The organism is Pseudomonas sp. 25 R 14 (assembly GCF_900004755.1).
In the GTDB taxonomy this organism is placed as follows: domain Bacteria; phylum Pseudomonadota; class Gammaproteobacteria; order Pseudomonadales; family Pseudomonadaceae; genus Aquipseudomonas; species Aquipseudomonas brenneri.
This window is the reverse complement of the sequence record NZ_CVTS01000069.1, coordinates 192060-218417: the sequence shown is the minus strand read 5'-3', so window position 1 is coordinate 218417 and position 26358 is coordinate 192060. Positions and strand designations below refer to the sequence as shown.

Annotated in this window: 26 protein-coding genes; 11 read left to right on the top strand and 15 right to left on the bottom strand. The window is 60.6% G+C overall.

What is annotated here, in order from left to right; translation table 11 throughout:
* Positions 1 to 11: 11 nt before the first annotated feature.
* The 3 genes from BFQ03_RS28610 to BFQ03_RS28600 form a co-directional block, all read right to left on the bottom strand.
* A complete protein-coding gene (locus BFQ03_RS28610; RefSeq protein WP_032862234.1) occupies positions 12 to 962 on the bottom strand; it encodes a phasin family protein in 951 nt (316 codons plus the stop codon).
* An 11-nt stretch (positions 963 to 973) separates the two neighbouring features.
* Positions 974 to 1396 carry a phasin family protein gene (locus BFQ03_RS28605; protein WP_065944532.1) on the bottom strand — a complete coding sequence of 141 codons (423 nt, stop codon included), beginning with the start codon at positions 1394 to 1396 and terminating at the stop codon, positions 974 to 976.
* Between the two features lie 138 nt (positions 1397 to 1534).
* On the bottom strand, positions 1535 to 1810 hold the full coding sequence (locus BFQ03_RS28600; protein WP_032862236.1) for a polyhydroxyalkanoic acid system family protein: 276 nt from the start codon (positions 1808 to 1810) through the stop codon (positions 1535 to 1537).
* A gap of 156 nt (positions 1811 to 1966) precedes the next feature.
* Here BFQ03_RS28600 and ubiE point away from each other — a divergent pair, with 156 nt between their 5' ends.
* The 11 genes from ubiE to BFQ03_RS28545 all read left to right on the top strand — a co-directional run bounded on the left by ubiE (position 1967) and on the right by BFQ03_RS28545 (position 12081).
* Positions 1967 to 2737 (top strand): bifunctional demethylmenaquinone methyltransferase/2-methoxy-6-polyprenyl-1,4-benzoquinol methylase UbiE, encoded by a 771-nt coding sequence (gene ubiE, locus BFQ03_RS28595; RefSeq protein ID WP_003209306.1) that lies wholly within the window; start codon positions 1967 to 1969, stop codon positions 2735 to 2737.
* Complete coding sequence (locus BFQ03_RS28590; RefSeq protein ID WP_032862237.1) at positions 2737 to 3360, top strand: ubiquinone biosynthesis accessory factor UbiJ; 624 nt, start codon at positions 2737 to 2739, stop codon at positions 3358 to 3360. The genes ubiE and BFQ03_RS28590 overlap by 1 nt, the downstream gene beginning before the upstream one ends.
* Positions 3357 to 4961 (top strand): ubiquinone biosynthesis regulatory protein kinase UbiB, encoded by a 1605-nt coding sequence (ubiB, locus tag BFQ03_RS28585; RefSeq protein ID WP_032862238.1) that lies wholly within the window; start codon positions 3357 to 3359, stop codon positions 4959 to 4961. Before BFQ03_RS28590 ends, ubiB begins: the two co-directional genes overlap by 4 nt.
* 64 nt (positions 4962 to 5025) lie before the next feature.
* Positions 5026 to 5418 (top strand): phosphoribosyl-AMP cyclohydrolase, encoded by a 393-nt coding sequence (hisI, locus tag BFQ03_RS28580; protein ID WP_029296001.1) that lies wholly within the window; start codon positions 5026 to 5028, stop codon positions 5416 to 5418.
* A gap of 2 nt (positions 5419 to 5420) precedes the next feature.
* Entirely contained in the window at positions 5421 to 5753 is a 333-nt protein-coding gene (locus BFQ03_RS28575) for a phosphoribosyl-ATP diphosphatase (protein WP_003187881.1), read from the top strand.
* A gap of 28 nt (positions 5754 to 5781) precedes the next feature.
* On the top strand, positions 5782 to 6057 hold the full coding sequence (locus BFQ03_RS28570; RefSeq protein ID WP_032862239.1) for a twin-arginine translocase TatA/TatE family subunit: 276 nt from the start codon (positions 5782 to 5784) through the stop codon (positions 6055 to 6057).
* Between the two features lie 10 nt (positions 6058 to 6067).
* Positions 6068 to 6469 (top strand): Sec-independent protein translocase protein TatB, encoded by a 402-nt coding sequence (tatB, locus tag BFQ03_RS28565; RefSeq protein ID WP_065944531.1) that lies wholly within the window; start codon positions 6068 to 6070, stop codon positions 6467 to 6469.
* A complete protein-coding gene (gene tatC, locus BFQ03_RS28560; protein ID WP_032862241.1) occupies positions 6466 to 7257 on the top strand; it encodes a twin-arginine translocase subunit TatC in 792 nt (263 codons plus the stop codon). Before tatB ends, tatC begins: the two co-directional genes overlap by 4 nt.
* Positions 7254 to 7961 carry a 16S rRNA (uracil(1498)-N(3))-methyltransferase gene (locus tag BFQ03_RS28555; protein ID WP_065944530.1) on the top strand — a complete coding sequence of 236 codons (708 nt, stop codon included), beginning with the start codon at positions 7254 to 7256 and terminating at the stop codon, positions 7959 to 7961. Before tatC ends, BFQ03_RS28555 begins: the two co-directional genes overlap by 4 nt.
* 108 nt (positions 7962 to 8069) lie before the next feature.
* Positions 8070 to 9986, top strand: coding sequence for a methyl-accepting chemotaxis protein (locus tag BFQ03_RS28550; RefSeq protein WP_032862243.1), 1917 nt, complete (start codon positions 8070 to 8072; stop codon positions 9984 to 9986).
* Positions 9987 to 10173: 187 nt separating this feature from the next.
* Positions 10174 to 12081: a methyl-accepting chemotaxis protein gene (locus BFQ03_RS28545; protein ID WP_065944529.1), complete on the top strand. Its 1908-nt coding sequence runs from the start codon at positions 10174 to 10176 to the stop codon at positions 12079 to 12081.
* Positions 12082 to 12096: 15 nt separating this feature from the next.
* On the opposite strand, the gene BFQ03_RS28540 is transcribed toward BFQ03_RS28545, so the two are convergent.
* The 12 genes from BFQ03_RS28540 to BFQ03_RS28485 all read right to left on the bottom strand — a co-directional run bounded on the left by BFQ03_RS28540 (position 12097) and on the right by BFQ03_RS28485 (position 26346).
* Complete coding sequence (locus BFQ03_RS28540; RefSeq protein ID WP_029295984.1) at positions 12097 to 12831, bottom strand: amino acid ABC transporter ATP-binding protein; 735 nt, start codon at positions 12829 to 12831, stop codon at positions 12097 to 12099.
* Entirely contained in the window at positions 12824 to 13783 is a 960-nt protein-coding gene (locus tag BFQ03_RS28535) for an amino acid ABC transporter permease (RefSeq protein ID WP_032862245.1), read from the bottom strand. Before BFQ03_RS28535 ends, BFQ03_RS28540 begins: the two co-directional genes overlap by 8 nt.
* Positions 13784 to 13911: 128 nt before the next feature.
* Entirely contained in the window at positions 13912 to 14709 is a 798-nt protein-coding gene (locus BFQ03_RS28530) for a transporter substrate-binding domain-containing protein (RefSeq protein ID WP_032862246.1), read from the bottom strand.
* A 222-nt stretch (positions 14710 to 14931) separates the two neighbouring features.
* Positions 14932 to 15732, bottom strand: coding sequence for a transporter substrate-binding domain-containing protein (locus tag BFQ03_RS28525; RefSeq protein ID WP_032862247.1), 801 nt, complete (start codon positions 15730 to 15732; stop codon positions 14932 to 14934).
* A gap of 229 nt (positions 15733 to 15961) precedes the next feature.
* On the bottom strand, positions 15962 to 18532 hold the full coding sequence (gene mdoH, locus BFQ03_RS28520) for a glucans biosynthesis glucosyltransferase MdoH (protein ID WP_032862248.1): 2571 nt from the start codon (positions 18530 to 18532) through the stop codon (positions 15962 to 15964).
* Positions 18525 to 20261 (bottom strand): glucan biosynthesis protein G, encoded by a 1737-nt coding sequence (locus tag BFQ03_RS28515; protein WP_032862346.1) that lies wholly within the window; start codon positions 20259 to 20261, stop codon positions 18525 to 18527. Before BFQ03_RS28515 ends, mdoH begins: the two co-directional genes overlap by 8 nt.
* 267 nt (positions 20262 to 20528) lie before the next feature.
* Positions 20529 to 20966, bottom strand: a complete 438-nt coding sequence (dtd, locus tag BFQ03_RS28510; RefSeq protein ID WP_032862249.1) for a D-aminoacyl-tRNA deacylase — start codon at positions 20964 to 20966, stop codon at positions 20529 to 20531.
* Positions 20963 to 21934: a prolyl aminopeptidase gene (gene pip, locus BFQ03_RS28505; protein ID WP_065944528.1), complete on the bottom strand. Its 972-nt coding sequence runs from the start codon at positions 21932 to 21934 to the stop codon at positions 20963 to 20965. The genes dtd and pip overlap by 4 nt, the downstream gene beginning before the upstream one ends.
* 319 nt (positions 21935 to 22253) lie before the next feature.
* Positions 22254 to 22619, bottom strand: coding sequence for a hypothetical protein (locus BFQ03_RS28500; protein WP_065944527.1), 366 nt, complete (start codon positions 22617 to 22619; stop codon positions 22254 to 22256).
* A 280-nt stretch (positions 22620 to 22899) separates the two neighbouring features.
* Positions 22900 to 23700, bottom strand: a complete 801-nt coding sequence (hutG, locus tag BFQ03_RS28495) for an N-formylglutamate deformylase (RefSeq protein WP_065944526.1) — start codon at positions 23698 to 23700, stop codon at positions 22900 to 22902.
* A gap of 13 nt (positions 23701 to 23713) precedes the next feature.
* Positions 23714 to 24919, bottom strand: coding sequence for an imidazolonepropionase (hutI, locus tag BFQ03_RS28490; protein ID WP_065944525.1), 1206 nt, complete (start codon positions 24917 to 24919; stop codon positions 23714 to 23716).
* Between the two features lie 17 nt (positions 24920 to 24936).
* On the bottom strand, positions 24937 to 26346 hold the full coding sequence (locus BFQ03_RS28485) for an amino acid permease (protein ID WP_032862253.1): 1410 nt from the start codon (positions 26344 to 26346) through the stop codon (positions 24937 to 24939).
* Positions 26347 to 26358 lie beyond the last annotated feature (12 nt).

Here is a 26358-nt window from a genome sequence, read left to right as displayed (position 1 = left end):
TCCCGAACAGATCAGGACTGACTGGATGGCGTCGGGGTTGCCGGCGTTACAGTCGAGGTTGCTGCGGCGGACGTCGGCGCGGTGGCCGAGTTGGTCGCGGCTATAGGAGTTGCAGGCTTGGCCGCTACCGCTGGCTTCGGCGCTGCTGGCTTCTTGGCTACGGCGGGTTTCTTCGCCGCTGGCTTTGCAGCCGGCTTGGCTGCCGCAGGTTTGGCTGCTGGCTTTGCGGCGGCCGGTTTGGCAGCTGGTTTGGCTGCAACTGGCTTGGCAGCCGGTTTGGCGGCAGCCGTTTTGGCCGCTGGCTTGGCGGCAGGTTTCGCTGCTGGCTTGGCCGCAGGTTTGGCTACCGCTTTGGCCGCTACAGGCTTCTTGGCTGCTGGTTTGGCTGCTGCGGTTTTCGCCGCTGGCTTGGCAACTGCCTTGGCCGCAGGTTTAGCGGCAGGTTTGGCAGCGGCCTTGACCAGAGGCTTGGCCACGGTTTTCGCCGCAGGTTTGGCAGCAGCCGTCTTCGCCGCCGGCTTGGCAGCCGGTTTTGCAGCTGCTTTCACTGGGGCAACTTTAGCGCCGGTCAGTTTTTCGATTTGCTTGGTCAGGGTATCGACCTTGCTGTGCAGTGCCTTCACTTCAGTACGGCTAGGCACGCCCAGTCGCGAAATGGCACTGTTGAGGCGCTTGTCGAGTGCGCCTTCAAGCTCACCCCAAGTTCCCAACACCTGCTTCTTCGCATCACTGATGCGCGAACCGGCAGTTGCCTTGGCCGCAGTAACTTGTTTACCCACTGTGCTCTTGGTCAACTTCTCGGCCTTCTCGCCGTCTTTAACCAAAGTCTCGAAGAGTTTGCTGCCGTCACTGTCGATCTTCGAGTACACGCCTAAACCAGCCAGCCAGATCTTGCGGGAGTATTCTTCAACTTTCCCGACCCAAGAGCTGCCTTCTTTCTGAGTAGTCTTTTTAACAGCCATCCGATGTCTCCTTAGTGTTTACGCGCGACACGTTCGAGCAATGCCGTTAGCTCATCGAGCTTAGCAGAGAGTGTCTCCACGTCATGTTTAGACGCAATGCCGATTCGATTCAAGGCACTTGCAACACGCGCGTCAAAAGCCTTCTCGACTTTATCCAGTTGAACTTCGACGCGACCCTTGACGCTGGAGACATTGCTCTTAACGTAATCAATCTGACTGTTGGCAGCATCAAGTTGTTCATTCACAACTTTTTTACCTTTACTTTCAACATGTTGACCAGTCTTCACAAGATCCTTGAAGTACTCGCTGCCTTCACTGCCGACCTTCGCGTAAGCCCCCAAACCCGCCAACCAGATCTTGCGAGCATAGGTTTTAACGTCGCTCAGGGCGCTGACTTGGGTGTCGATTTTTTTCTTCAAAATAACTTTGGCCATGGTGCACCTCACGCATAAAAGGGTGGAGGAACTGCCCACAGGAGTTGAGGGCTGAGTACAAAGTAGGGAGAAAAATTAGAATCGGCACCCTAAGAACTGCGCAATCGACCTGCATTCGATGCGGCGCGCGGTCGCAGATCAGGCCAGCGCCTTATCCAGGGCCTTCTCGATTTCGGACTTGATGGTGCCACTCATGGCGGACATCAACAGGCCCAGTTCCACCTCGATCCTTAAAGAGTCCTCGGCCACTTTCAATGTGCCTTTGACGCCGGAGCGCTTGAGGTTCAGCGTATCGCCGGACCACGACGGTTCCAGGCCATATTGTTCCTTGAGTTTATGTGCCAACTTCTCGGCTTTCGCCCTGGCAGCTTCCTTACCCAGTGCGTGGGCACGTTCAATCTGTATGCGGGCCATTTGAATGACTCCTCGTTATAGAGACGTATTGAGCACCCTGCTCACCCGCCATGCGGCAAAAGGTCTCGGCGGCCACCTATCTTACCTTCAGCCTTGCCAAGACAAAGCATGCCTTGGGGATTAGAATGTCCCGCATTCTCTTTTGGTGACAGCGATATGACTGATCAGCGCAAAGGCAGCGATGCCGAACCCACCACTCACTTCGGCTTCAAGAACGTCCCGGAAAGCCAGAAAGCGGAAAAAGTCGCTGAGGTGTTCCACTCCGTGGCCGCCAAGTACGACTTGATGAACGACGTGCTGTCGGGCGGCATGCACCGCCTGTGGAAGCGTTTCACCATCGAATTGTCCGGCGTACGCACCGGCAACCGCGTGCTGGATATCGCCGGTGGCACGGGCGACCTGGCGGCCAAGTTCTCCAAGCTGGTTGGCCCCACCGGCCAGGTGGTATTGGCCGACATCAACGGCTCGATGCTCAAGGTCGGTCGCGACCGCCTGCTGGACAAGGGCGTGGCGGGCAATATCGAGTTCGTCCAGGCCGACGCTGAAAAACTGCCGTTCCCGGACAACCATTTCGACTGCGTGACCATTGCCTTTGGCCTGCGCAACGTGACTCACAAGGAAGATGCGCTGCGTTCGATGCTGCGCGTGCTCAAGCCGGGCGGTCGCCTGCTGGTGCTGGAGTTCTCCAAACCGACCAACGCGCTGATGTCCAAGGTCTACGACACTTACTCGTTCGCCTTCATGCCGTTGATGGGCAAGCTGATCACCAATGATGCCGAGAGCTATCGCTACCTGGCCGAATCGATCCGCATGCACCCCAACCAGGAAACCCTGAAGTCGATGATGGTAGAGGCCGGTTTCGACCGCGTGACCTACCACAACATGACCTCCGGCATCGTTGCCCTGCACCGCGGCATCAAGCCCTGATGTTGCTCTCGGGCCTTCTCGCCAGCGTCGAACACGGCCTCAATCGTGTCCTGCGCCTGGACAGCACCGCCCTGGCGCGGCTGGCGCACCTGAACGGCAAGATCATTGCCGTCGATTGCACCAGCCCGGCCTTGCAGCTGTTTATCCTGCCCAGCGATGAAGGCCTTATGCTGGCAGCGCACTGGGCTGCCGAGGCCGACTGTACCCTGCGCGCGCCGGCGGCCAGCCTGCTGCGCCTGGCCTTGAGCCGGGACAAGACCTCGATCCTGCACGGTCCGGACGTCACCCTTGAAGGCGACAGCGCGGTGCTGATGGACCTGGCCGCCATGCTGCAAGACCTGGAGCTGGACTGGGAATACGAGCTGTCCCGCTGGCTCGGCCCGGTGGCCACCCAGTTGATCAGCGGCCACCTGCGCAGCCGCTCGCGCTGGTACCAGCAGGGTTTCGCCAGCCTCAACCAGAACCTCGCCGAATACCTGAGCGAAGAATCGCGCACCCTTGTCGGACAACGGGAAGCCGAAGCGCGCTTTCGTGAACTCGACCAGGCCAAACTTGACCTGGAACGGCTTGAGGCGCGCTTCGAGCGTCTGAGCCGCTCCCTTGATCCAAGCGATAACGCATGAAGCTGCTCGCCGTCCGCCGTCTGTTTCGTATCCAACGCGTCGTCATCCGCTACCGCCTCGATGACCTGCTGTTCGCCCTGCCGCTGCCGTGGTTTCTGCTGGCTGTGCGCTATGTGCTGCCGTGGCGCTGGTTCCCGCGCAAGACCCTGGACCTGAGCCGTGGCGCGCGCCTGCGCCTGGCCTTGCAGGATCTGGGGCCGATCTTCATCAAGTTCGGGCAGATCCTGTCCACTCGCCGCGATTTGCTGCCCGAAGACATCGCCGACGAGCTGATGCTGCTGCAGGACCGCGTGCCGCCGTTCGACTCCCAGCAGTCGATGAGGCTGATCGAAGAGCAGTTGGGCAAGAAAATCAGCGACGTGTTCAGCCGTTTCGATGTCGAACCCCTGGCCTCGGCCTCGGTCGCCCAGGTACACGCCGCCCAACTGAAAACCGGCGAAGAAGTAGTGGTGAAGGTGATCCGCCCCGGCCTCAAGCCGATCATCGGCCAGGACCTCGCGTGGCTGTTCATCCTCGCCCGTGCCGCCGAGCGTTTCTCTGCCGATGCGCGCCTGCTGCACCCGGTGGATGTGGTCGCCGACTACGAAAAAACCATCTACGACGAACTCGACCTGTTGCGCGAGGCGGCCAACGCCAGCCAGCTCAAGCGCAACTTCGAGGGTTCGCCGCTGCTGTACGTGCCGCAGGTCTATTGGGACTGGTGCCGGCCCAAAGTGCTGGTGATGGAGCGTATCTACGGGGTGCAGGTCACGGACCTGGCAACCCTGGCCGACCAGCGCACCGACATGAAGATGCTGGCCGAGCGCGGTGTGGAGATTTTCTTCACCCAGGTGTTTCGCGACAGCTTCTTCCATGCCGACATGCACCCCGGCAACATCTTCGTCAGCACGGTGAACCCGTGGAGCCCGCAATACATCGCGATCGACTGCGGCATCGTCGGCAGCCTCACGCCCGAGGACCAGGACTACCTGGCGCGCAACCTGTTTGCCTTTTTCAAGCGTGATTACCGCCGCGTGGCGCAGTTGCACATCGATTCGGGCTGGGTGCCGGCCGAAACCAAACTCAACGAATTCGAGGCGGCGATCCGCACCGTGTGCGAGCCGATCTTCGAAAAACCGTTAAAAGATATTTCCTTCGGCCAGGTGCTGATGCGCCTGTTCCAGACTGCGCGACGCTTCAATATGGAAGTGCAGCCGCAGTTGGTGCTATTGCAGAAGACCCTGCTCAATATCGAAGGCCTGGGCCGCCAGCTGTACCCGGACCTGGACCTGTGGAACACCGCGCAGCCGTTCCTCGAACGCTGGATGCGCGAACGCGTCAGCCCGAAAACCCTGCTGGGCAACCTGCAAAGCCAGGTCGAGCAACTGCCGCACCTGGCCAACATGACCCGCGATCTGCTGGAGCGCATGTCCCAGCCCCACGCCAAGGACCCGGCGCCGCCGTGGCACCGGCGCAAGGACGACTGGTTCCTGCGCCTGCTCGGCGCGGCGCACCTGGGCGGTGGCGCGGTACTCGCGGCCGGTGGGCCATTGACCGACCTGAGTTACTGGCCAGCGGGCATCATGGTCGCCGTAGGCCTTTATCTGGTCGTGCGTCGATAGCCCGCGCGGTTATACACTGTTGCACATCGCCGGAGCGGCTAGCGCACGGTTGTCGGAGTCGAAGATGAAAGACTGGCTGGACGAGATCAAATGGGACAGCGACGGCCTGGTGCCGGCCATTGCCCAGGACCACAAGACCGGGCGCATCCTGATGATGGCCTGGATGAACCGCGAGGCCTTGAGCCTGACTGCCGCTGAGCAGCGTGCCATCTACTGGTCACGTTCCCGTGGCAAACTGTGGCGCAAGGGCGAAGAGTCCGGGCATGTGCAAAAACTGCATGAAATGCGCCTGGACTGCGACGCTGATGTGATCGTGCTGATGGTCGAGCAGATCGGCGACATCGCCTGCCATACCGGCCGTCACAGCTGCTTCTACCGCGTGTTCGAGAACGGCGCATGGAAAACCGTCGAGCCGGTGCTCAAAGACCCGCACGCTATTTACTCGGCAGGACATTGAACATGAGCGATACCCTGAACCGTGTGGCCCAGGTGCTGGAGGACCGCAAAGGTGCGGACGCCGACAGCTCTTATGTCGCCAGCCTGTACCACAAGGGCCTGAACAAGATTCTGGAAAAACTCGGCGAAGAATCCGTCGAGACCATCATCGCCGCCAAGGATGCGCAAATCAGCGGCGATTACAGCGATGTAATCTATGAGACCGCCGACTTGTGGTTCCATAGCCTGGTCATGCTCGCCCAACTGGGGCAGCACCCACAGGCCGTACTGGATGAACTGGACCGTCGCTTCGGCTTGTCCGGGCACGCCGAAAAGGCCTCGCGCCCGTCCGCCTGAATAACTTTTTGACTTGAGGAAGTGCAGCATGGGCATTTTTGACTGGAAACACTGGGTTGTTATTCTCGTCGTGGTCGTACTGGTGTTCGGCACCAAGAAACTGAAAAACCTGGGCACTGACGTCGGCGAATCCATCAAGGGCTTTCGCAAGGCCATGAACGACGACGAAAAACCGGCCGACACCGCCAACCCGGTGCCACCGGCGCAGCCTGTACACCCGCAGGCCGCACAGCCGATCACTGAACGTCGCACCTTCGACGTGCAGGCCGAGAAAGTCGAAGAGCCGTCCCGCAAAGACTCGTGAGCACTGACTAATGTTTGGTATCAGCTTCTCTGAACTGCTGCTCGTCGGCCTCGTCGCCTTGCTGGTGCTGGGCCCCGAACGCCTGCCTGGCGCGGCACGCACGGCCGGCCTGTGGGTCGGGCGCCTGAAACGCAGTTTCAACGCCATCAAGCAGGAAGTTGAACGGGAAATCGGCGCCGACGAAATCCGCCGGCAGTTGCACAACGAACACATTCTGTCCCTGGAGCAGGAAGCGCGAAAAATCCTCTCGCCCCAGCAACAGGCACCGAGACCCGTTGAGCCGGTGGCCGAACAGAGCATTGCGCCAGTGGTTGACCCCGCAGCGCCCGCCGCACCCTCGACAGAACCGGCACCGGCGCCCACCGCGTCGCCCGCGCCCCACGATCCTACATTGCCGCCGCGAGCCCCATGAGCGCTGATAAACCGGAAAACGACCAGCATATGCCGCTGGTCTCGCACCTCACCGAGTTGCGCACCCGCCTGCTGCGGTGTGTCGCGGCGATCTTCGTCATCTTCGCCGGGTTGTTTGCCTTCACCCAGCAGATCTACACCTTCGTCTCCACGCCGCTGCGCGAGTACCTGCCGGTAGGCGCGACGATGATCGCCACCGACGTGTCCTCGCCGTTCCTCACGCCGCTCAAGCTGACGATGATGGTTTCGCTGTTTTTGGCGATCCCGGTGATCCTGCACCAGATCTGGGGCTTTATCGCGCCAGGCCTGTACAAGCATGAAAAACGCATCGCCGTGCCGCTGCTGGTGTCGAGCATCATGCTGTTCTACACCGGCATGGCGTTCGCCTACTTCCTGGTCTTCCCACTGATCTTCAAGTTCTTCGCCGCCGCCACCCCGGCCGGCGTGGAGATGATGACCGACATCACCAGCTACCTCGACTTCGTGATGACGCTGTTCTTCGCCTTTGGCGTGGCCTTCGAGATTCCGGTGGCAGTGGTGCTGCTGGTATGGATCGGCGTGGTCGACGTCAAATACCTGCGCAAGATCCGCCCGTACGTGATCATCGGCTGCTTTGTGGTCGGCATGATCCTGACTCCGCCGGATATCTTCTCGCAAACCCTGCTGGCCGTGCCGATGTGGATGCTGTTTGAAGTGGGCATCCTGTTTGGCAGCCTGGTGAGCAAGCGTGGCGAGCACCCGGATGATCAACCCGCCGACGACGATCAGCCACCAGCGACGCAACCGTGAACCTGCTGCTACTGGAGGAGGCCGACTTTATCGCGGCCGACCGGGTGATCCTGCGTGACCGGCGCCTGGTGCACATGCAGGAAGTCCATCGCGCGGTGGTCGGCGACAGCCTGCGTGTCGGGCGCATTGGCGGGCTGATGGGCAATGCCCAGTTGCTACGCCTGGACGCCGGCGAAGCCGAGTTGCAAATCAGCCTCGACCAGCCGCCACCGGTAAAACTGCCGCTGACCCTGCTGCTGGCCCTGCCGCGCCCGAAAATGCTGCGCCGGGTATTGCAGACCGTAGCCTCCATGGGCGTACCGCGGGTAGTGCTGGTCAACAGCTACAGAGTTGAAAAAAGCTTCTGGCAGACTCCGTTCCTGGAACCTGAAGCGGTTCGCGAACAACTGATCCTCGGCCTGGAACAGGCGCGCGATACCGTGCTGCCCGAAATCATCATCGAAAAGCGCTTCAAACCCTTCGTCGAAGACCGCCTGCCCGCCCTGGCCCAGGGCACCCTTGGCCTGGTTGGGCATCCCGGCGATTACCCGCCCTGCCCACGCGGCCTCGATGAACCGGTGACCCTGGCCATCGGCCCCGAGGGTGGCTGGATTCCCTACGAAGTGGACTTGCTGGCCAAGGCCGGCTTGCAGCCGGTGCAACTGGGCGCGCGGATCCTGCGAGTAGAAACCGCCGTCACCGCCCTGCTGGCCCGCCTCTTCTGACCAAACTGAGATCTCCTGTAGGAGCGAGCTTGCTCGCTCCTACAGAATCGCGTTGACGTGCCGATAGCCTTTGAATAAGTCCAAGCCTTGTTCAGGGGAGTTCACCGCATGTACCGTTGGCTAGCTGAAAAACTGGGAAATGTAAGCGTCAATCGCAAGCTGAGCATGGGCTTTGGCCTGGTATTGGTCCTCACGCTCCTGATCACGTTCACCGGCTGGACGGGCCTGAGCGGCGTGATCAGCCGTGGCGACAAACTGGGCTTTATTTCCAGCCTAAATGAACTGACCAAAGACCTGCGCCAGGCCCGCCTGGACTATGAAATGCGTCGTGGCGAACAAGGCCCGGGACTGGTCAACGAGCTAATGGACAAGCTCGACAGCGGCCTGAAAACCGCACGCAGCCAGATCGAGCAGCCGGCCGATGTCGCCATGATCGACGAGCAACTGGCCGCCGTCGCCAAGTACAAACAGTCCTTCAGCGCCATGGTCCAGGCCGGCGCCCACCGCGAAGATGCCCGCAGCAAACTCGGCGCCACAGCTGACAACGCCGTTGCACGGGTCTCTGAAATCGAAAAAAACCTGCTGCAAGGTGACAGCGTCAGCCAATTCAACAGCGTGATCGACTTGAGCAAGTTGATCCAACAGGCACGCTTCCAGGTGCGCGGCTACACCTACAGCGCCAAGGCCGAAGCCGAACAGCCGGCCCTGGATGCCATCGCCAATGCCCTGAAGAACGCCGACAGCCTGCGCAGTCAACTGCCGGAGCAATACAGCGCCAACCTGCAAGAGGCCAGCGACTCCCTCAAGGCCTACCTTGCCGCTGTCAGCCAGTTCCGCGACTCTCAGGTGGCCAGCGCTGCGGCCCTCAAGGCCATGGCCGAACAAGGCGACCTGCTGTTCGATCACAGCAAGAAACTCACTGTTTCGCAAACCGTGGTCCGTGACAACGATGCCGCACAAGCCAAGCAACTGCTGATCCTGGCGACCGCCCTGGCCCTGGCTTTCGGCTTGTTCGCCGCCTGGGCGATTACCCGGCAGATCGTGATCCCATTGAGCCAGACCCTCAAGGTCGCCGAGCGCGTCGCCGCTGGTGATCTGACCCACGACCTGGTGTCGCAACGCCAGGACGAACTGGGCCAACTGCAGCGCGCCATGCAAAGCATGACCATGGGCCTGCGCGACCTGATCGGCGGGATCAGCGACGGTGTGACCCAAATCGCCAGCGCCGCCGAAGAGTTGTCGGCGGTGACCGAACAGACCAGCGCCGGGGTCAACAGCCAGAAGGTCGAGACCGACCAGGTGGCCACCGCAATGAACGAAATGGCCGCCACCGTGCAGGAAGTGGCGCGCAATGCCGAGGAAGCCTCCGAGGCTGCCGTCGCCGCCGACCAACAGGCCCGCGAAGGTGACAGGGTGGTCGGCGAAGCCATCGCCCAGATCGAACGCCTGGCCGGTGAAGTCGGCAACTCCACCGAGGCCATGGGCCATCTCAAGCGCGAAAGCGACAAGATCGGCAGTGTGCTGGACGTGATCAAGTCCGTGGCCCAGCAAACCAACCTGCTGGCCCTCAACGCCGCCATTGAAGCGGCGCGTGCCGGGGAGGCCGGACGTGGGTTCGCGGTGGTGGCCGATGAAGTACGCAGCTTGGCGCAACGCACGCAGAAGTCCACCGAGGAAATCGAAGAGTTGATCGTCGGCCTGCAAAGCGGGACCCAGCAGGTCGCTACCATCATGGACAACAGCCGGGACCTTACCGACAGCAGTGTCGAACTGACCCGCCGTGCTGGCCATGCCCTGGAAAACATCACTCGCACGGTCTCGGCGATCCAGGCGATGAACCAGCAGATCGCGACCGCCGCCGAGCAGCAGAGCGCCGTGGCCGAGGAGATCAACCGCAGTGTGTTGAACGTACGTGATGTGTCCGAGCAGACCGCTGCGGCCAGTGAAGAGACCGCCGCCTCCAGTACCGAACTGGCACGCCTGGGTACCCATCTGCAGACGCTGGTTGGCCGCTTCCGGGTCTGAGGCCTGCCCTTCGCGGCGATCCGTCCGGGTCGCCGCTTGCAGCTTTTGAAATTTCCTACATGTTTTTCAGTCCTTGATCAGTACGCCTGGCGCCCAAGGGAACTAGCGTTCAAATGGATTTAATGTGTCCACGCCCGTCGGCGCCCCGGCACGTTGAACTCCTTTGCGCACTTGCCGGAGGTTGGCCATGCTTCGTCGAATGACTCAACTGCTGGGTAACGCCAGTGTCACCCTCAAACTGGTCCTGGGTTTTGCCTTGGTGCTGGCCCTGAGCCTTGTGATTGCCCTGACCGGTTGGCAGGCCCTCGCCGCCTCGCTCTACCGTTCACAGACCTTGACCGTTCTCGCACAACTGGCGGTCACCGGCGAAGAACTACGGGCCGACCGAATCGTTTATCGCACCCTTGACGATGAGGTCAGCCTCAACAAACTGAGCCTGTCCATGGGGAAGATCGACGGGTATCTGGCCGAGCTTTCGAACCGCCTCAAAGTGGCGAAACCTCTGCAGTACTTGCAAAGCATGGCCAGCTTTTCCGGCCAGTTCAAAACCACACTCAAGGATGTGCCATCGCTGGTCAAACAACGGGAAACTGCCCGCGAGCAACTCAAACAAAGCTCTGTGCGCACCAGTGACGTCCTGGCGCAATTGGCCAGCGACCTGCCAGATCAGGAGGACGAAAAAGCCCTCGATGCCGTCGAAAACCTGCGCCTGGCTATCGAACAGGCCGAAGACCGTGCCCTGAGCCCGGCCTGGGCCGCCAGCAGCCTGGATGCCTATGCCCAGGCCGTCAGCGACGCGGAGCGCAGCCTTGAACTTGCCCAGGCGGCCGTGGAGAAGCTGCCCGTGGACAGCAGCGCATTGAGAAATGCCGTACTCAGCATCCGGACACACCTGACACGCCTGCGGGACACCCAGCTTACGACCGAGGGCGCGCAAAACCAGCTGGAGCAGCAGTTGGACCAACTGCTGGCTCAAAGTGACCTGCTCAGCCAGGACCAGACCCAGCGCCGCGACCGGGAGGCCGAGCAAGCCCATACCCAGACCCTCGCCATTACCGGTGCAGCCTTGCTCTTCGGCGCCCTGGCCGCCTGGGTAATCGCCGGGCAGATCGTCAAGCCACTGCGCCGGGCACTGGCAGTGGCCAATCGCATTGCCGATGGCGACCTGAGCCACGACGTGCAGACCCCGCGCCGGGATGAGCTGGGCCAGTTGCAATGCAGCATGGCGCAAATGACCCTGAACCTGTGGGGGCTGATTGGCAGCATCAGTGACAATGCCCGGCAAATCGCCAGCGCCGCCGAGGAGCTCTCCTCCGTCACCGAGCAAACCCGGGCGGGCGTCAGCAATCAGCGCGACGAAACCGAGCAGGTGGCGACCGCAATGAACCAGATGCTCGCCACCGCCCAGGAAGTCGCCCGGCATGCCGAACAGGCCTCGATTGCCGCCAACCAGGCCAATCAGCAGACCGAACTGGGCGACCAGGTGGTGACGGATGCGGTGGCGCACATTGAACATCTGGCCCACGAAATGGCGCGCTCAAGCCAGGCAATGCTAGGCCTGCAACGGGAAAGCCAGAAAATCGGCAGTGTGCTGGAGGTGATCAAGTCGGTGTCCCAGCAAACCAACCTGCTGGCCCTCAATGCGGCGATCGAGGCGGCACGTGCAGGTGAAGCTGGTCGAGGGTTCGCAGTGGTTGCTGACGAAGTACGCAGCCTTGCCCAGCGCACCCAACAGTCCGCCGAGGAAATCGAAGAACTGATTGGCGGGCTGCACAGCGGCACGCAACAAGTCGCGGATATCATGGACAACAGCCGCACCTTGACCGATCGCAGCGTCGGCCTGACGCGCAACGCTGGGGACGCCCTGACAGAAATCGCACGTACCGTGCTGGTCATCCAGGAAATGAATCCACAGATCGCCGCCGCCGCAGAGGAGCAAAGTGCGGTGGCCGAGGAGATCAATCGCAGCGTGTTGAAAGTCAGGGACGTGTCGGAGCAAACCGCCGCTGCCAGTGAACAGACGGCGGCGGCGAGCATTGAATTGGCACGCTTGGGAGCGGATCTTCAGCGGTACGTGGGCAAGTTCAAGGTATGAACCTGCCCAGGTGCCTTACAGAACCTGGCGCAAAAACGCCTGTGCCCGTGGGTCCTTCGGCGAGTCGAAGAACTGCGCGGGCGCAGCATCTTCCAACAGTTTGCCGTGATCGAAAAACAGCACCCGATCCGCCACTTCCCGGGCAAAGCCCATTTCATGGGTCACGCAGACCATGGTCATGCCTTCCAGGGCCAGGGTTTTCATGACGTCGAGCACTTCGCCGACCATTTCCGGGTCCAGCGCCGAGGTGGGCTCGTCAAACAGCATGACCTTGGGTTCCATCGCCAACGCCCGGGCAATCGCCACGCGCTGTTGCTGGCCACCGGAAAGCCTGGACGGAAACTCGTTGGCTTTCTGCGCAATGCCGACCTTCTCCAGCAACGCCAGGGCCTTGGCCTCGCGCTCCTTCTTGCCACGCTTGCGCACCACTTTCTGCGCCAGGCACAGGTTTTCCAGCACGGTCATGTGGGGGAACAGGTTGAAGTGCTGGAACACCATGCCGACTTCCCGGCGATAGGCGTTCACATCGGTCTTGGGGTCGGCCAGTTGCAGGCCGTCGATGCTCACCGAACCGGAGTCGAACTCCTCCAGGCCGTTGAGGCAGCGCAGGAAGGTCGATTTTCCAGAACCGGACGGGCCGATCACTACCAGCACTTCGCCCTTGGCCACCTGGGTGGTGACGTGATCCACCGCGCGGACCACATGCCCACGAGTATCGAAGACTTTTACCAGATCGCGGACTTCAATCACTTTGCGCGAGCCTCCGCTCAAGCCGGCTGGCCATTTTCGACAGCGGCAGGTTGATCAGCAGGTACAGGCCTGCGACACAGAACAGGATTTCAAACGGCGAGAACGAGGTGGTGATGACCTCGCGACCGCTCTTGAGCAGCTCGGTAATGGCGATCACCGACACCAGCGAAGTGTCCTTGACCAGGCTGATAAATTGCCCGGCCAACGGCGGCAGCACGCGTTTGAAGGCCTGCGGCAGCACCACATGACGCATCGACTGGCTGGCGCTCAAGCCCAGGGACCGGGCAGCTTCGCCTTGGCCACGGGCAATCGACTGCACACCGGCACGCACGATTTCTGCCACATAGGCGCCGGTAAACAGCGACAGCGCGGCGATGCCGGCAAACTCACGGGACAGGTTCAGCACCGTGCCGATAAAGAAATAGAAGATGAAGATCTGCACCAATAGCGGCGTGCCGCGTACCAGTTCGACGTAGATCGTCGACAGATCGCGCAAGGTCGGGTTATTCGACAAACGACACAGGCCGGTTGCCAGGCCGATGAACAAGCCCAATACCCCCGAGACCAGCGACAGCCACAGGGTGGTCCACAAGCCCCACATCAACGGGCCCAGCGCCCAATGCCGAGTCACGCCGATCACATCGCCTTCGGCCACATCGTCGCCACGGGCCACTTGCAGGCTGTTTTCGGCCACCGTCAGGTGCTGCTCGGCGCCAGCGTCGTTGCGCAAGGTAACTTCAGCAACGTCGCCTTTGCGCACCAACTCGACCACGGTGGAAATATCCGCCGCCCGCTTGGATTCTTCAGCCTGATAGGCAAAGTATTGCGGCACGCGGTTCCAGCGCCATTCGTAGGACATCAGCGAGGTGGCGTAGTACAACGCGCCGGCCAGGCCGACCAGCACCAGCACGGTCAGCAGGTGCCAGGGCCATTGGGCTTTTTTCTGTTTCATTGCAGGTTCCGGGATTGATATCGCCTGTCAGGCCGCCATCGCGAGCAAGCCCGCTCCCACCTTGGAATACATTCCAAATGTGGGAGCGGGCTTGCTCGCGATAGGCGCGACTCGGTATTCAGACAGCCTTATTCCATGTCCTTGAGCCACTCGGAGCTCTTGAACCACTTGTCATGGATGCGATCGTAGGTGCCGTCGTTGCGGATCTGGTGCAGGAAGTTGTTGATGAAGTTGATGCTGTCGTAGTCACCCTTCTTCAGACCGAATGCCAGAGGCTCGTAGGTGAAGGGTTCTTCGAGGTACACCAGCTTGCCATTGCCGACTTTTTTCTCGGCAACCACGTTGTACGGCGCGTCGTAGACAAAGGCGTCGGCCTTGCCGTTGACCACGTCAAGCACGCCTTCCTGTTCGTTGTCGTAGCCGTGGTACTTGGCCTTGGAGATCAGCTTCTTGGCCACCATCTCGCCGGTGGTGCCGAGTTTGGAGGTCAGGCGGTACTTCTCGTCATTCAGGTCTTTATAGGACTTGATGGTGCCTTCCAGTTCCTTGCGAATCAGCAGGGTCTGGCCAACCACGATGAAGGGTTCGCTGAAGTTCAGGCGCAGGTTGCGTTCCTGGGTCAGGGTCATGCCGCTGCCGATCATGTCGAACTTGCCGGTGAGGAAGGCCGGGATAATGCCGTCGTAACCGGTGGAGACCAGCTCCAGCTTGACGCCCATGGACTTGGCCATCGCCTTGAGCAGGTCGACTTCGAAACCAATGATTTCGCCGCGTTTGTTGGTCATCTCGAACGGCATGTAGGTCGGATCCATCCCGACTTTCAAGGTACCGCGCTTGACCGCTTCGTCAATCGCACCCGCCTGGGCCGTATTGACTGCCAGCAGGGCCGTCACGCCGAGCATCAGCATCGAAAGATACTTTTTCATCACCAAGTCCCCTGACTCATTTTATTTTGATGCAGGCCTTCGCATGGCCGCACTATTTCTTCGGGGAGCGATGCTAACCCACTCGCCCATCGGCACAAAGGTCTAGCCAGGATTTGTTGGCGGATATGACAGAAAAACCCCACATAAATCCAGGGAAAAGCGCTATTAGACGGTTTGCCATGGTGGCTGCTTACCTTGGAGTTATGTAAGCAGTTGTGACCATCATTCGATCTCCGACAGCCAGTCCGTGTCCCTGAACCACTTGTCATGCAACCGATCGTAGGTGCCATCCTGGGCAATTTGGTTGAGGAAGTGATTGATCCAGTTCAGGCTGTCGTAATCGCCCTTCTTCAGGCCAAACGCCAGGGGTTCATAGGTGAAGGGCTGCTCCAGGGCCAGCAGCGCGTGGTTTTGCGGCTTGGCCAGGGCAATCAGGTTATAGGGCGCATCGTGGATAAAGGCATCCATCCTGCCGCTGACCACCTGGCGTATGCCCTCCTCCGCCGTGGCAAAGCTGCGCAGTTGCGCAGCGCCCACAAAGCGTCGTGCCGCCGCCTCGCCCGTCGTGCCGTCGGTTGAGGCAATCCGATAGCCGGCCTCGTTCAAATCCTCAATGCTGCTGACTTTCCCGGCCAGGCGCGGGTGGAGCAGAACGGTCTGGCCGACGATGATGAATGAATCACTGAAATTGAGCTTGAGGTTGCGCTCCTGGGTCACGGTCATGCCGCTACCGATCATGTCGAACCGGTCGGCCAGCAGGCCCGGGATCAGTTCGGTATACGCCACTGGCACCCATTCCAGCGTCACCCCCAGGGCATCGCTCATGGCTTCGAGCAGATCAGCTTCAAAGCCGATGACACGCCCCTGCCTGTCAGTCATTTCAAAGGGCACGTAGTTGGGATCGGTCCCCACTTTCAGCACGCCACGCCGCACCGCCTCGTCAACGGCGCCTGCCTGTGCCATCTGCACCTGTACCAACGCGACAATGCCCAGCAACAGCATCGACCAGTAACCTTTGATCATGAAAAGCCCCTTTTTCGTTAAGCAGCCGCGCACCAGGCGTTGCGCGGCCAGCGCACACCAGAGGCGGTCGATTCAGATTTGGGGGGCGATCCTAACCCACTGACAGGCACGGCAATACGCCTTGAGCCAGGGTCTTTTGTATCGAAGTTAGAGGGGTAAAGCGCAAGCGACTGGCGCTGTAGGAAGGGCGTTTCAAGCGCCCCCGAGACAGCTCTCGGGGGCGTCTGAATCAGGCAGGTTGCGCCTGGGATGACAGCGGTTGCAACGGCAGCAACGGCGCATGCGGGTCGGACTTGACCGACTCACGCCAGGCGCCAAGCCACTCGGCATGCCCTTCGCCCCAGACTTGCTCATGCAAGCGCGCCAGGGCCACCGGGTCGCTGAGCAAGGCCACACGCTCATTGTTGTTGAGGCCGGCAGGGCCAACCTTCAACGCATGCCGCACACGCTCGGTACGCAGCCACTCGATCGGCTCCGCCTGGCCATGCCGGGAAGTCGCCAGGGCGCAGGCCAGGGCGTTCTGCTGCGGATCAACCACCGCCCGCACAAAACCGTCATTGAGTGCATGCCAACGGTTTTCATGGGTGTAGCGGTCGGTCGACAGCAACGCTTGCGGCGGGTTGTATTCCTCAGGAATCAGGAACAGGCTTTCGTCGCGAGACTTGAGGCCCAGCTTGACCCGGCTGGAGATCACCGAGACCGGGATCGACAGCATCAGCGAACCGACAATCGGCACCAGCCACCACAGGAAGCTGGGGTTCAACCACACCACCAGCAGTGCCCAGAAGAAGCCCAGCAAGGTCTGCGGGCCGTGGCGCTTGACCGCCTCGCTCCATGGCGTGGAGTCGTCGTCACGTTGCGGCGAGTTCCAGGTCGCGGCCCAGCCAAGGAACGCGGCCAGTACAAAACGGGTGTGGAAAATCATCCGCACCGGCGCCAGCAGCATGGAGAACAGCATCTCCAACAGCATCGACAAGGTCACCTTGAACTTGCCACCGAACTCTTTCGCACCCTTGGCCCAGATCAGGATGATGCTCAGCAACTTGGGCAGGAACAGCAGCACGATGGTGGTGGAGAACAGCGCCACCGCCTTGTCCGGATGCCATTGTGGCCACAGCGGGTACAACTGGCGGGGCGCCATGAAGTACTGCGGCTCCATCAGGGTATTGACCGCCAGCAAGGCCGTAGACAGCACCAGGAACAGGAACCACAACGGCGCCGACAGGTACGACATCACGCCAGTGAGGAACACCGCACGGTGTACCGGGTGCATGCCCTTGACCAGGAACAGGCGGAAGTTCATCAGGTTGCCGTGGCACCAGCGACGGTCTCGCTTGAGTTCGTCCAGCAGGTTGGGCGGCAATTCTTCGTAGCTGCCGGGCAAGTCGTAGGCAATCCACACACCCCAGCCGGCACGGCGCATCAGCGCAGCTTCAACAAAGTCGTGGGACAGGATGGAACCGGCAAACGCGCCTTTACCCGGCAATGGCGCCAGGGCGCAGTGCTCGATAAACGGCTTCATGCGGATGATCGCGTTGTGGCCCCAGTAGTGGGACTCGCCCAACTGCCAGAAGTGCAGGCCAGCGGTGAACAGCGGGCCGTAGACGCGGGTAGCGAACTGCTGCATGCGTGCATACAGGGTGTCCATGCCCGAAGCCCGTGGCGCGGTCTGGATAATCCCCGCGTCCGGCGTGGCTTCCATCAGGCGCACCAGGCTGGTCAGGCATTCGCCGCTCATCACACTGTCGGCGTCGAGGACCACCATGTACTTGTAGTCGCCGCCCCAGCGACGGCAGAAGTCGTCGAGGTTGCCGCTCTTGCGTTTGACGCGACGGCGACGGCGACGATAGAAGATCTTGCCAAAGCCACCGGCCTCGCGGCAGACATCAAGCCAGGCTTGCTGTTCGGCGATGCAGATATCGGCGTCGTTACTGTCGCTGAGCACGAAGAAATCGAAACGGTCCAGGTCGCCAGTGGCGGCCACCGATTCGAAGGTCGCGCGCAGGCCGGCAAACACCCGCGGCACGTCTTCGTTGCAGATCGGCATCACCAACGCGGTACGGGCATCCTTGGGGATAGGCTCGTCGCCGGCGCTTTTCCCGGAAATACGGTATTTGTCATGGCCGGTGAGCAACTCAAGGAAGCCCATCAGCGCCGTCCAGAAACCCGCCGAAACCCAGCAGAACAGAATCCCGAACATGATCAGAATGCTGGTTTGCAGGGCGTACGGCAGCACCTGGGTGGCGGTTTGCAGCAGGGTCTGGTTGCGGATCTCGTCAAAGTCGACGAAGGACCAACCCTGGTAAGGCATGATGCCTTTCATGTACCAGCCCGCCACAATCGTCTGGCCGAGCATCAGCACCAGCAGGATATAGCGGCGGATCGAACCGACGGTGCGCCAGCGGGCAGCGGGCAGCACGCGCTCGTCTTTTTTCGGTTCCGGCGGATTGGTGCGACCCGTCAGCCGGCGCCAGCCGCGTACCAGGATATTGGTGCGCCAAGGCTCGGGCACCACTTTGGTGCGACGAATCGGCGGCGTGGCCTTCAGGCAAACCCGACCGCTGGCATCGAGCACCAGCATTTCGGCGTCTGCCAGTTCTTCGGCAGTGCTCAGGGTCAACCGACGGCCAACCGACGCCTGTGCAGCATCCACAGGCGCATCAAAAGTCGAGGACGACAGGCGCTCGTGCAGCTCGGAGAAGGACTTGCAGCCCGCCAGTTCGGCGCGCTGCTCGTCGGTCATCGGAAGATGCGCCAGGTACTCGGCAAGAGTCTCTGGCTGGGCTTGAGAGTTACTCATCGGCAGGCAACTGATTGCTCCAGGTTTCAGTCAGGACTTGTTCTGTCTTGACCGGTTCCGGGGTGGCTGGGGCAGCTTCTGGCTGCTTGTCTTGCTTGTCCTTGGCGTCTTTCTTGGCGTGCTTCTCGTGTTGCTTGGCCAAGACTTTGTCAGCCTTCAGGACTTGGGTGGAAACCTGCTCTGGCTCGCTCTTGACGATATCCTGGACCAGGGCCGCACGCATTTCGGTCGGTTTGCCCGCATCCTTGATCTTCAAGCGCAGGGTCAGGCGCCAGCCCTTGGTGTGCGGGTTGTAGCGCACGCTGTTTTCCACGACTTCGCCGTTTTCACCGACGCTGACCTGGCCGCGCACTGCTGCATCTGGCTTCAAGGCCTTGAGGGACGGGCCCTCGAAGTCCACCAGATAGGCCACGCTGCCATCTGGCTGGCGGATCAGGTTCGATTGTTTCACGTCACCGGTCGAACGCAGGGTCTGCTTGACCCAGGCGCTGTCTGGCGAGTGGAACGGTGCATCGTCCAGGGTCCAGTGCAGACGGTAGGCGACGTCCAGCGGCTCACCTGGCTTAGGCAGTTCGGCCGGGCTCCAGAACGCAACGATGTTGTCGTTGGTTTCATCGGCGGTCGGAATCTCTACCAGATCGACCGAACCCTTGCCCCAATCGCCTTCAGGCTCAATCCAGGCGCTTGGGCGCTTGTCGTAGTTGTCGTCGAGGTCTTCGTACTGGCTGAAGTTGCGACCACGCTGCAACAGGCCGAAACCACGCGGGTTTTCCACCGAGAAGTTGCTGACCGACAGGTGTTTAGGGTTGTTCAGCGGGCGCCAGATCCACTCGCCGTTACCGGCATGGATCGACAGGCCGCTGGAATCGTGCAGTTCGCGACGGTAGTTGAGGACTTTGGACGGCTGGTTGGCGCCGAACAGGAACATGCTGGTCAGCGGGGCAACGCCCAGCTTGCTGACCTTGTCGCGCAGGAACATCTGCGACTTGACGTCGACAATGGTGTCGGTGCCCGGGCGCAGGATCAGGCGATAAGCACCAGTGGCCCGTGGCGAGTCCAGCAGGGCAAAGATCACCAGGTGCTTGTCACCCGGCTTTGGACGCTCGATCCAGAACTCGGTGAAACGCGGGAACTCTTCGCCGGACGGCAGCGCGGTGTCGATTGCCATGCCACGGGCGGACAGGCCGTAGACCTGGTCCTTGCCCACAACGCGGAAATAGCTGGCGCCGAGCATGGTCATGATTTCGTCTTGCTTGTCGTCCTTGTTGATCGGGTACAGCACACGGAAACCGGCATAACCCAGCTGTTCGGTGGCTTTGGGATCGAACTTGACGTCACCGAAGTCGAAACGCGTCGGGTCGTACTTGATTTCCTTGACGTCGGTCGCGGTGACTTCGTTGATCTTCACCGGCGTATCGAAGTGCATGCCCTGGTGATAGAAGGACAGCTTGAACGGGGTTTTCTGATCGGCCCACTCGGCCTTTTCATTGCGGAAACGAATTTTCTGGTAGTCAGCGAACTTCATTTCGCGGAATTCGTTCGGCAGATTGCTGCGCGGGGCTTCGTATTTCTGCCCGGCCAGCTCTTTTGCCTTGGCCGACACATCGTCCAGACTGAATGCCCACAGTTGACCCGCGCCGAACAGGCAAAACAGGGCAGAGCCCGTTACCAGTGCGTTTCGCAACCGTTTGGCAGACAATTTTGGTGCATTACAGGGACTAACAATCACGAGCAACCCTCGCCGAAAACAGATCAAAAAACCAACGGCCAGCTATCTATATGCCAGGTTGGCGAGCATTGTTCCGACTCCGAAGGGGCTAAATGATTCCCCAACGGCACTCGGACAAGTCTCTACCTAAGTCAAAAATGGACCAATTTACGCTGATCCCCGTAGCGCGCGATTATCTAGTAGCCGGTGAGATAACGCAGCAGGGGCAGCGAAGTATTTGTAGCGAAAACTTGCGTTTTTGCGCATTAAAAGTCGTTTTTCATACAATCAGGTCTGCAAAAGGAAGGTGACCGGCCCGTCATTGACCAAATGCACCTGCATATCCGCGCCAAAACGCCCCGACGCCACAGTGCCATGCAATTGTTGCGCTTGTAGCAACAAGTGCTCGAAAAGCGCCTCGCCCAGCGCCGGAGGAGCCGCCGTGGAGAAGCTGGGACGCAAGCCGCTCTTGGTATCGGCTGCCAGGGTGAACTGAGACACCAGCAGCAAACCGCCGCCAATGTCCTTCAACGACAGGTTCATCTTGCCCTCGTCGTCACTGAACACCCGATAGTTAAGCAGCTTATGCAACAGCTTGTCGGCACTGGCCACTGTATCTGAAGGCTCGACGGCTACCAGCACCAGCAAACCCTGGTCTATCGCACCGACCACTTCCCCCGCCACCTCGACCCGGGCACCGCGTACCCGCTGCAAAAGGCCTTTCATGCTTCTTCGGGTGGCATATCAAGCAGGCGCCGTGCCATCTGGCTCGCCGCACGCACCAATGCATCAGTGATTCCGGGCTCGGAAGCCGCGTGCCCCGCCTCGCGGATCACCTGCAGTTCGCTGTTCGGCCAGGCTTGATGCAGTTCCCAGGCATTGTCCAGCGGGCAGATCATATCGTAGCGGCCATGCACGATGATGCCAGGCAGATGGGCGATCTTGTGCATGTCGCGAATCAGTTGGTTGGGTTCAAGGAATGAATTATTGGTGAAGTAGTGGCACTCGATGCGGGCAATCGACAGGGCACGCTGGGGTTCGGAAAAGCGCTCGATCAGTTGCGGGTTGGGACACAGGCCGAGCATGCGGCCTTCCCAGGTGGACCAGGCCTTGGCGGCATGCATCTGGGCGATCTGGTCGTTGCCGGTCAGGCGCTTGTGGTAGGCGCTGATCATGTCGTGGCGTTCTTCCACGGGGATTGGCGCGATGTAATCCTGCCAGTAGTCCGGGAACAAACGGCTCGCGCCGGCCTGGTAGAACCATTGAATGTCCTGGGGACGGGCCAGGAAGATGCCGCGTACGATCAGTCCATGCACGCGGTCGGGGTGGGTTTGCGCGTAGGCCAGGGCCAGGGTCGAACCCCAGGAGCCGCCGAACAGCACCCATTTTTCAATACCCAGGTGCTCGCGAATGCGCTCAAGGTCGGCCACCAGGTCCCAGGTGGTGTTGTTTTCCAGGTTGGCCCGCGGCGTGGAACGCCCGCAACCGCGCTGATCAAAGGTGACAATGCGGTACAGGTTGGGATCGAAATAGCAGCGGCTATTGGCATCGCACCCGGCACCCGGGCCGCCATGGATGAAGACAACGGGCAAACCTTGCGGGGAACCGCTTTCGTCGACATACAGCGTGTGGGTTTGGTCGACGGCCAGATCGTGCCGGGCGTAGGGTTTGATCTGCGGGTACAAAGTCTGCATTGCGCGCTCCGTAAGGGGTCGGTTCCATCCCTGGGGGGACGTCTATTATTTTGCCGTCTGGCATCATAAACCCGAATTGTGCAATGAGCATGTCCTTGAGGGCTTGGATCTGCGTCAGCGATTCGCCAGGAAGACTCACTGAACCACGTGTGGGAGCGGGCTTGCTCGCGATAGCGGCGTATCAGTCGACATATTTTTTGAACTGACAGACCGCTTTCGCGGGCAAGCCCGCTCCCACATTTGTTCTCCATTGTTTGATCTGGCGCGTACGAAGCAGGGTTTGAGGCCTGGGCAGCTGTAGATCCTTTGCGTCGTGTTATCAGCGCTTATTGAACAGCCGCTTTATGCCTCGCCACTGGGTCCGTTTGAGGTTTTCATCCAGAAGCCGACAGACCCACAGCAAGAACTGGTGGTTGTTACAACCGAAGTAATGCTCTGAAAAGCACAGTTCATAATCAAACGGTGCGGCATTGCGCAAGCGGCCAGATGCCAGGTTATTACGCAGGTAGCGGTGTATTTCCCGCTTGAGTAGCCAGACGCCGAGGCGGGAGTGAGCGTCAACATAGCCTTGCACAATGTCCTGCAAGGAAAAGGGCACAATTGCAGCTTCACCTTCCCTGCGCCACGCACCGACCCTCTCGCCCACTTCGCTATACATGAAACTCGTTAAACGTTCGTAAGCCATAACCGCCTCAGATAATCACAAAGGCAGTCAACACATACATCCTGAGACACCACAGAACATCCTTCTCTGATCATTAGGGCGCGCAGACTAGCAAGCACCGTGGCGTCATCTATGGCGGAAAGAGCATTAGGGAAATGACCTACTCGAATACCGGAACTATCTTAAGAGGCCAGCCCTTTCAATATCTTTGAAAAAGTAGCCGAAGTGGGCCAGTCAAACTCTATCTGGCTGACCCAACTCTATCGCGAGCAAGCCCACACACATTTTGATCTTCATTGGCTCAGGTGTAGTGCTTCTGGCCCCAGGCCAAGAATCCTTGCAGCAACTGCTTCAACACCACCCGCGTCGGCTCGGCCAGATCTGCCCGATAACGGAACGGCTCGAACTCTTCCATATACGTGCACTGCCCCAGTTCCAGTTGCACCGCATGGATATCCTGCGCCGGGTTGCCGTAGTGCCGGGTGATATGCCCGCCCTTGAAGCGTCCGTTCAGCACATGGCTGTATTGCGGATGAGTCGCGCAGATCGCTTCCAACTGGCTGGCCAACCCAGGGTCGCAGGCGGCGCCGTTGAACGTGCCGAGGTTGAAGTCCGGTAGCTTGCCGTCGAACAGGTGCGGGATGACTGAGCGGATAGAATGCGCGTCGAACAGCAACGCGTAGCCAAACTCAGCCTTGAGCCGTGCCAGTTCGTGTTGCAGGGTCTGGTGATAGGGCGTCCAGATCTGCTCCAGGTAGGTCGCCCGTTCCTCTTTCGACGGCTCCTTGCCTTCGCTGAACAACGGCACACCCTCAAACAGCGTCGCTGGAAACAGGCCGGTGGTCGCGCCGACATACAGCGGCTTGTCGTCAGATGGCCGGTTCAGGTCGATCACAAACCGCGAATATTCGGCCGCCAGGGTGCTGGCGCCCAAGCCTTCGGCAAAGTCATACAACGTGGGGATATGCCAGTCGGTATCCGGCAGGCTTTGTGCCTCGGGGATCAAGCCGGCCTCGACCGCAGGCGTCAGGCGCAGGCCGGCGTGGGGCATGCTGATCAGCAGTGGCACACGACCTTGTTTGAAGTTCAGAACCTTATCCACAGCGGTACTCCTTTTACACAGTGACGTCGACGCCATGGCGCACGACGCGTTTACCCAGCTCGCCGCCCAACCAGTAGGCCAGGTCGGCAGGACGGTCGATCTGCCAGGCGACAAAATCCGCGACCTTGCCCACTTCCAGTGAGCCATGGGTGTCGCCCATGCCCAAGGCGGTCGCCGCATGTCGGGTGGCACCGGCCAGGGCTTCTTCCGGAGTCATGCGGAACAAGGTGCAGGCCATGTTCAGCATCAGCCTTACCGACAACGCCGGCGAGGTACCGGGGTTGAGGTCGCTGGCGATGGCGATCTTCACCCCGTGCTTGCGCAAGGCGTCCATCGGCGGCAACTGGGTTTCGCGCAGGAAGTAGAACGCTCCCGGCAGCAAGACCGCGACGGTACCGGCAGCAGCCATGGCGATGGCATCTTCCTCGGTCATGAATTCCAGGTGATCCGCCGACAATGCGTGATACCGCGCAGCCAGGCTGGAGCCGTGCAGGGACGACAATTGCTCGGCGTGCAATTTCACCGGCAAGCCCAAACGCTGGGCGACCTTGAACACACGCTCGACCTGCTCGGTGGAAAACGCCAGGTATTCGCAGAACGCATCCACGGCATCCACCAGCCCTTCAGCAGCCAGGGCTGGCAGCATCTCGTTGCAGATATGCTCGATGTAGTCGTCGGCGCGATCCTTGTACTCCGGCGGTAACGCATGGGCTGCCAGGCAGGTGGCGCGCACGCTGACCGGCAGCTCCTCGCCCAGGCGCCGGGCCACGCGCAACATCTTGCGTTCGTTGGCCAGGTCCAGGCCGTAGCCGGACTTGATCTCCACCGTGGTCACACCGTCACGCAGCAGACTGCGCAGGCGCTGGCGGGCGCTGTCGAACAACTCGTCCTCGGTGGCTGCGCGAGTGGCGCGCACAGTGCTGGCAATGCCACCACCGGCCGCCGCGATCTCGGCGTAGCTCACGCCTTGCAGCCGTTGTTCGAACTCGCCACTGCGATTGCCGCCGAACACCGTATGGGTGTGGCAATCGATCAGCCCCGGCGTGACCCACGCCCCCTGCAGGTCATGAATCTGCCCATAGTTGCCGCTCGACAGCTCGGCCCGAGGGCCGATCCATTCGATCAACGTGCCAGCCGTGACCATGGCGCCATCCTCGATGATCGAGTACGTGCCCTGGGCCATGGTTGCGATGTGGCAGTGGTGCCAAAGCGTTTTCATCAACGCCTCCCTTTAAGTTATCGGTGAGACAAAGCCGGGTCGTAATGAACCTTGGCAGCTTGCCCGGCTGCGGGCTTGACCCACAGCAGATAGGCGACGACCAGCAGCACAATCCACGCGGCGCCAACCAGCAACGCGGCCTGGGTGTCCGGGAAGTAGCCGAGTACGCCAAAAATAAACAGCATGAACACAATGGCCGCCGCCGGCGCGTAAGGCCAGAACGGTACCGGGAATTTCAGTTCGGCGACCTGCTCCTTGGTCATCGAGCGGCGCATCGCCACCTGGGTGACCAGGATCATCAGCCACACCCACACCGTGGCGAAGGTGGCAATCGAGGCAATCACCAGGAACACGTTTTCCGGGATCAGGTAGTTCAACACCACCCCGCCGAGCAGCGCCGCGCCCATTACCACTACGGTCATCCATGGCACGCCGTGGCGCGACAGTTGCGCAAAGCCCTTGGGCGCCTGCCCTTGCTGGGCCAGGCCGTACATCATGCGGCCTGCGCCGAAGATGTCACTGTTGATGGCCGAGACTGCCGCCGAGATCACCACGATATTAAGGATGGTCGCCGCCGAGCCAATCCCCAGGTTGCTGAAGATCTGCACGAACGGGCTGCCCTGGCTGCCGATCTGCGGCCATGGGTAGATGGCCATCAGCACAAACAGGGTCAGCACGTAGAACAGCAGGATGCGTAGCGGCACCGCATTGATGGCCTTGGGGATGACCCGTTGCGGGTCCTTGGCTTCACCGGCGGTAATGCCGATGATCTCGATGCCGCCAAAAGCAAACATCACCACGGCAAAGGACGCGATCAGGCCGCCCACGCCATTGGGCATGAAGCCGCCATGGGCCCACAGGTTGCTCAACCCGCTGGCTGGCGCATCACCGGCCGAATGCACGCCAAACAGCATGATGCCGAAGCCGCCGAGGATCATCGCGACAATCGCCGCGACCTTGAGCAGTGACAGCCAGAACTCCATTTCGCCAAACACTTTGACGTTGCACAGGTTCAGCCCGCCGATCAGCAGGACAATCCCGAGTACCCAGACCCAACGCGCGACTTCGGGAAACCAGAAGCCCATGTAGATGCCGAAGGCCGTGACGTCTGCCAGGCAGACGATGATCATTTCAAAGGCGTAGGTCCAGCCGAGGATGAAGCCAGCCATCGGGCCCAGGTAGGTGCTGGCGTACTGACCGAACGAGCCGGAGACCGGATTGTGCACGGCCATTTCGCCGAGGGCGCGCATCACCATGAACACCGCGGCGCCACCGATCAGGTAGGCCAGCAGCACCGCCGGGCCAGCCATCTGGATGGCCGAGGCAGAACCGTAGAACAGCCCGGTGCCGATCGCCGACCCCAGTGCCATGAAGCGAATATGGCGGGCGGTCAGTCCGCGTTTTAGACCTTGTGCTTGCTGGTGCATTTCTCGTCCCTA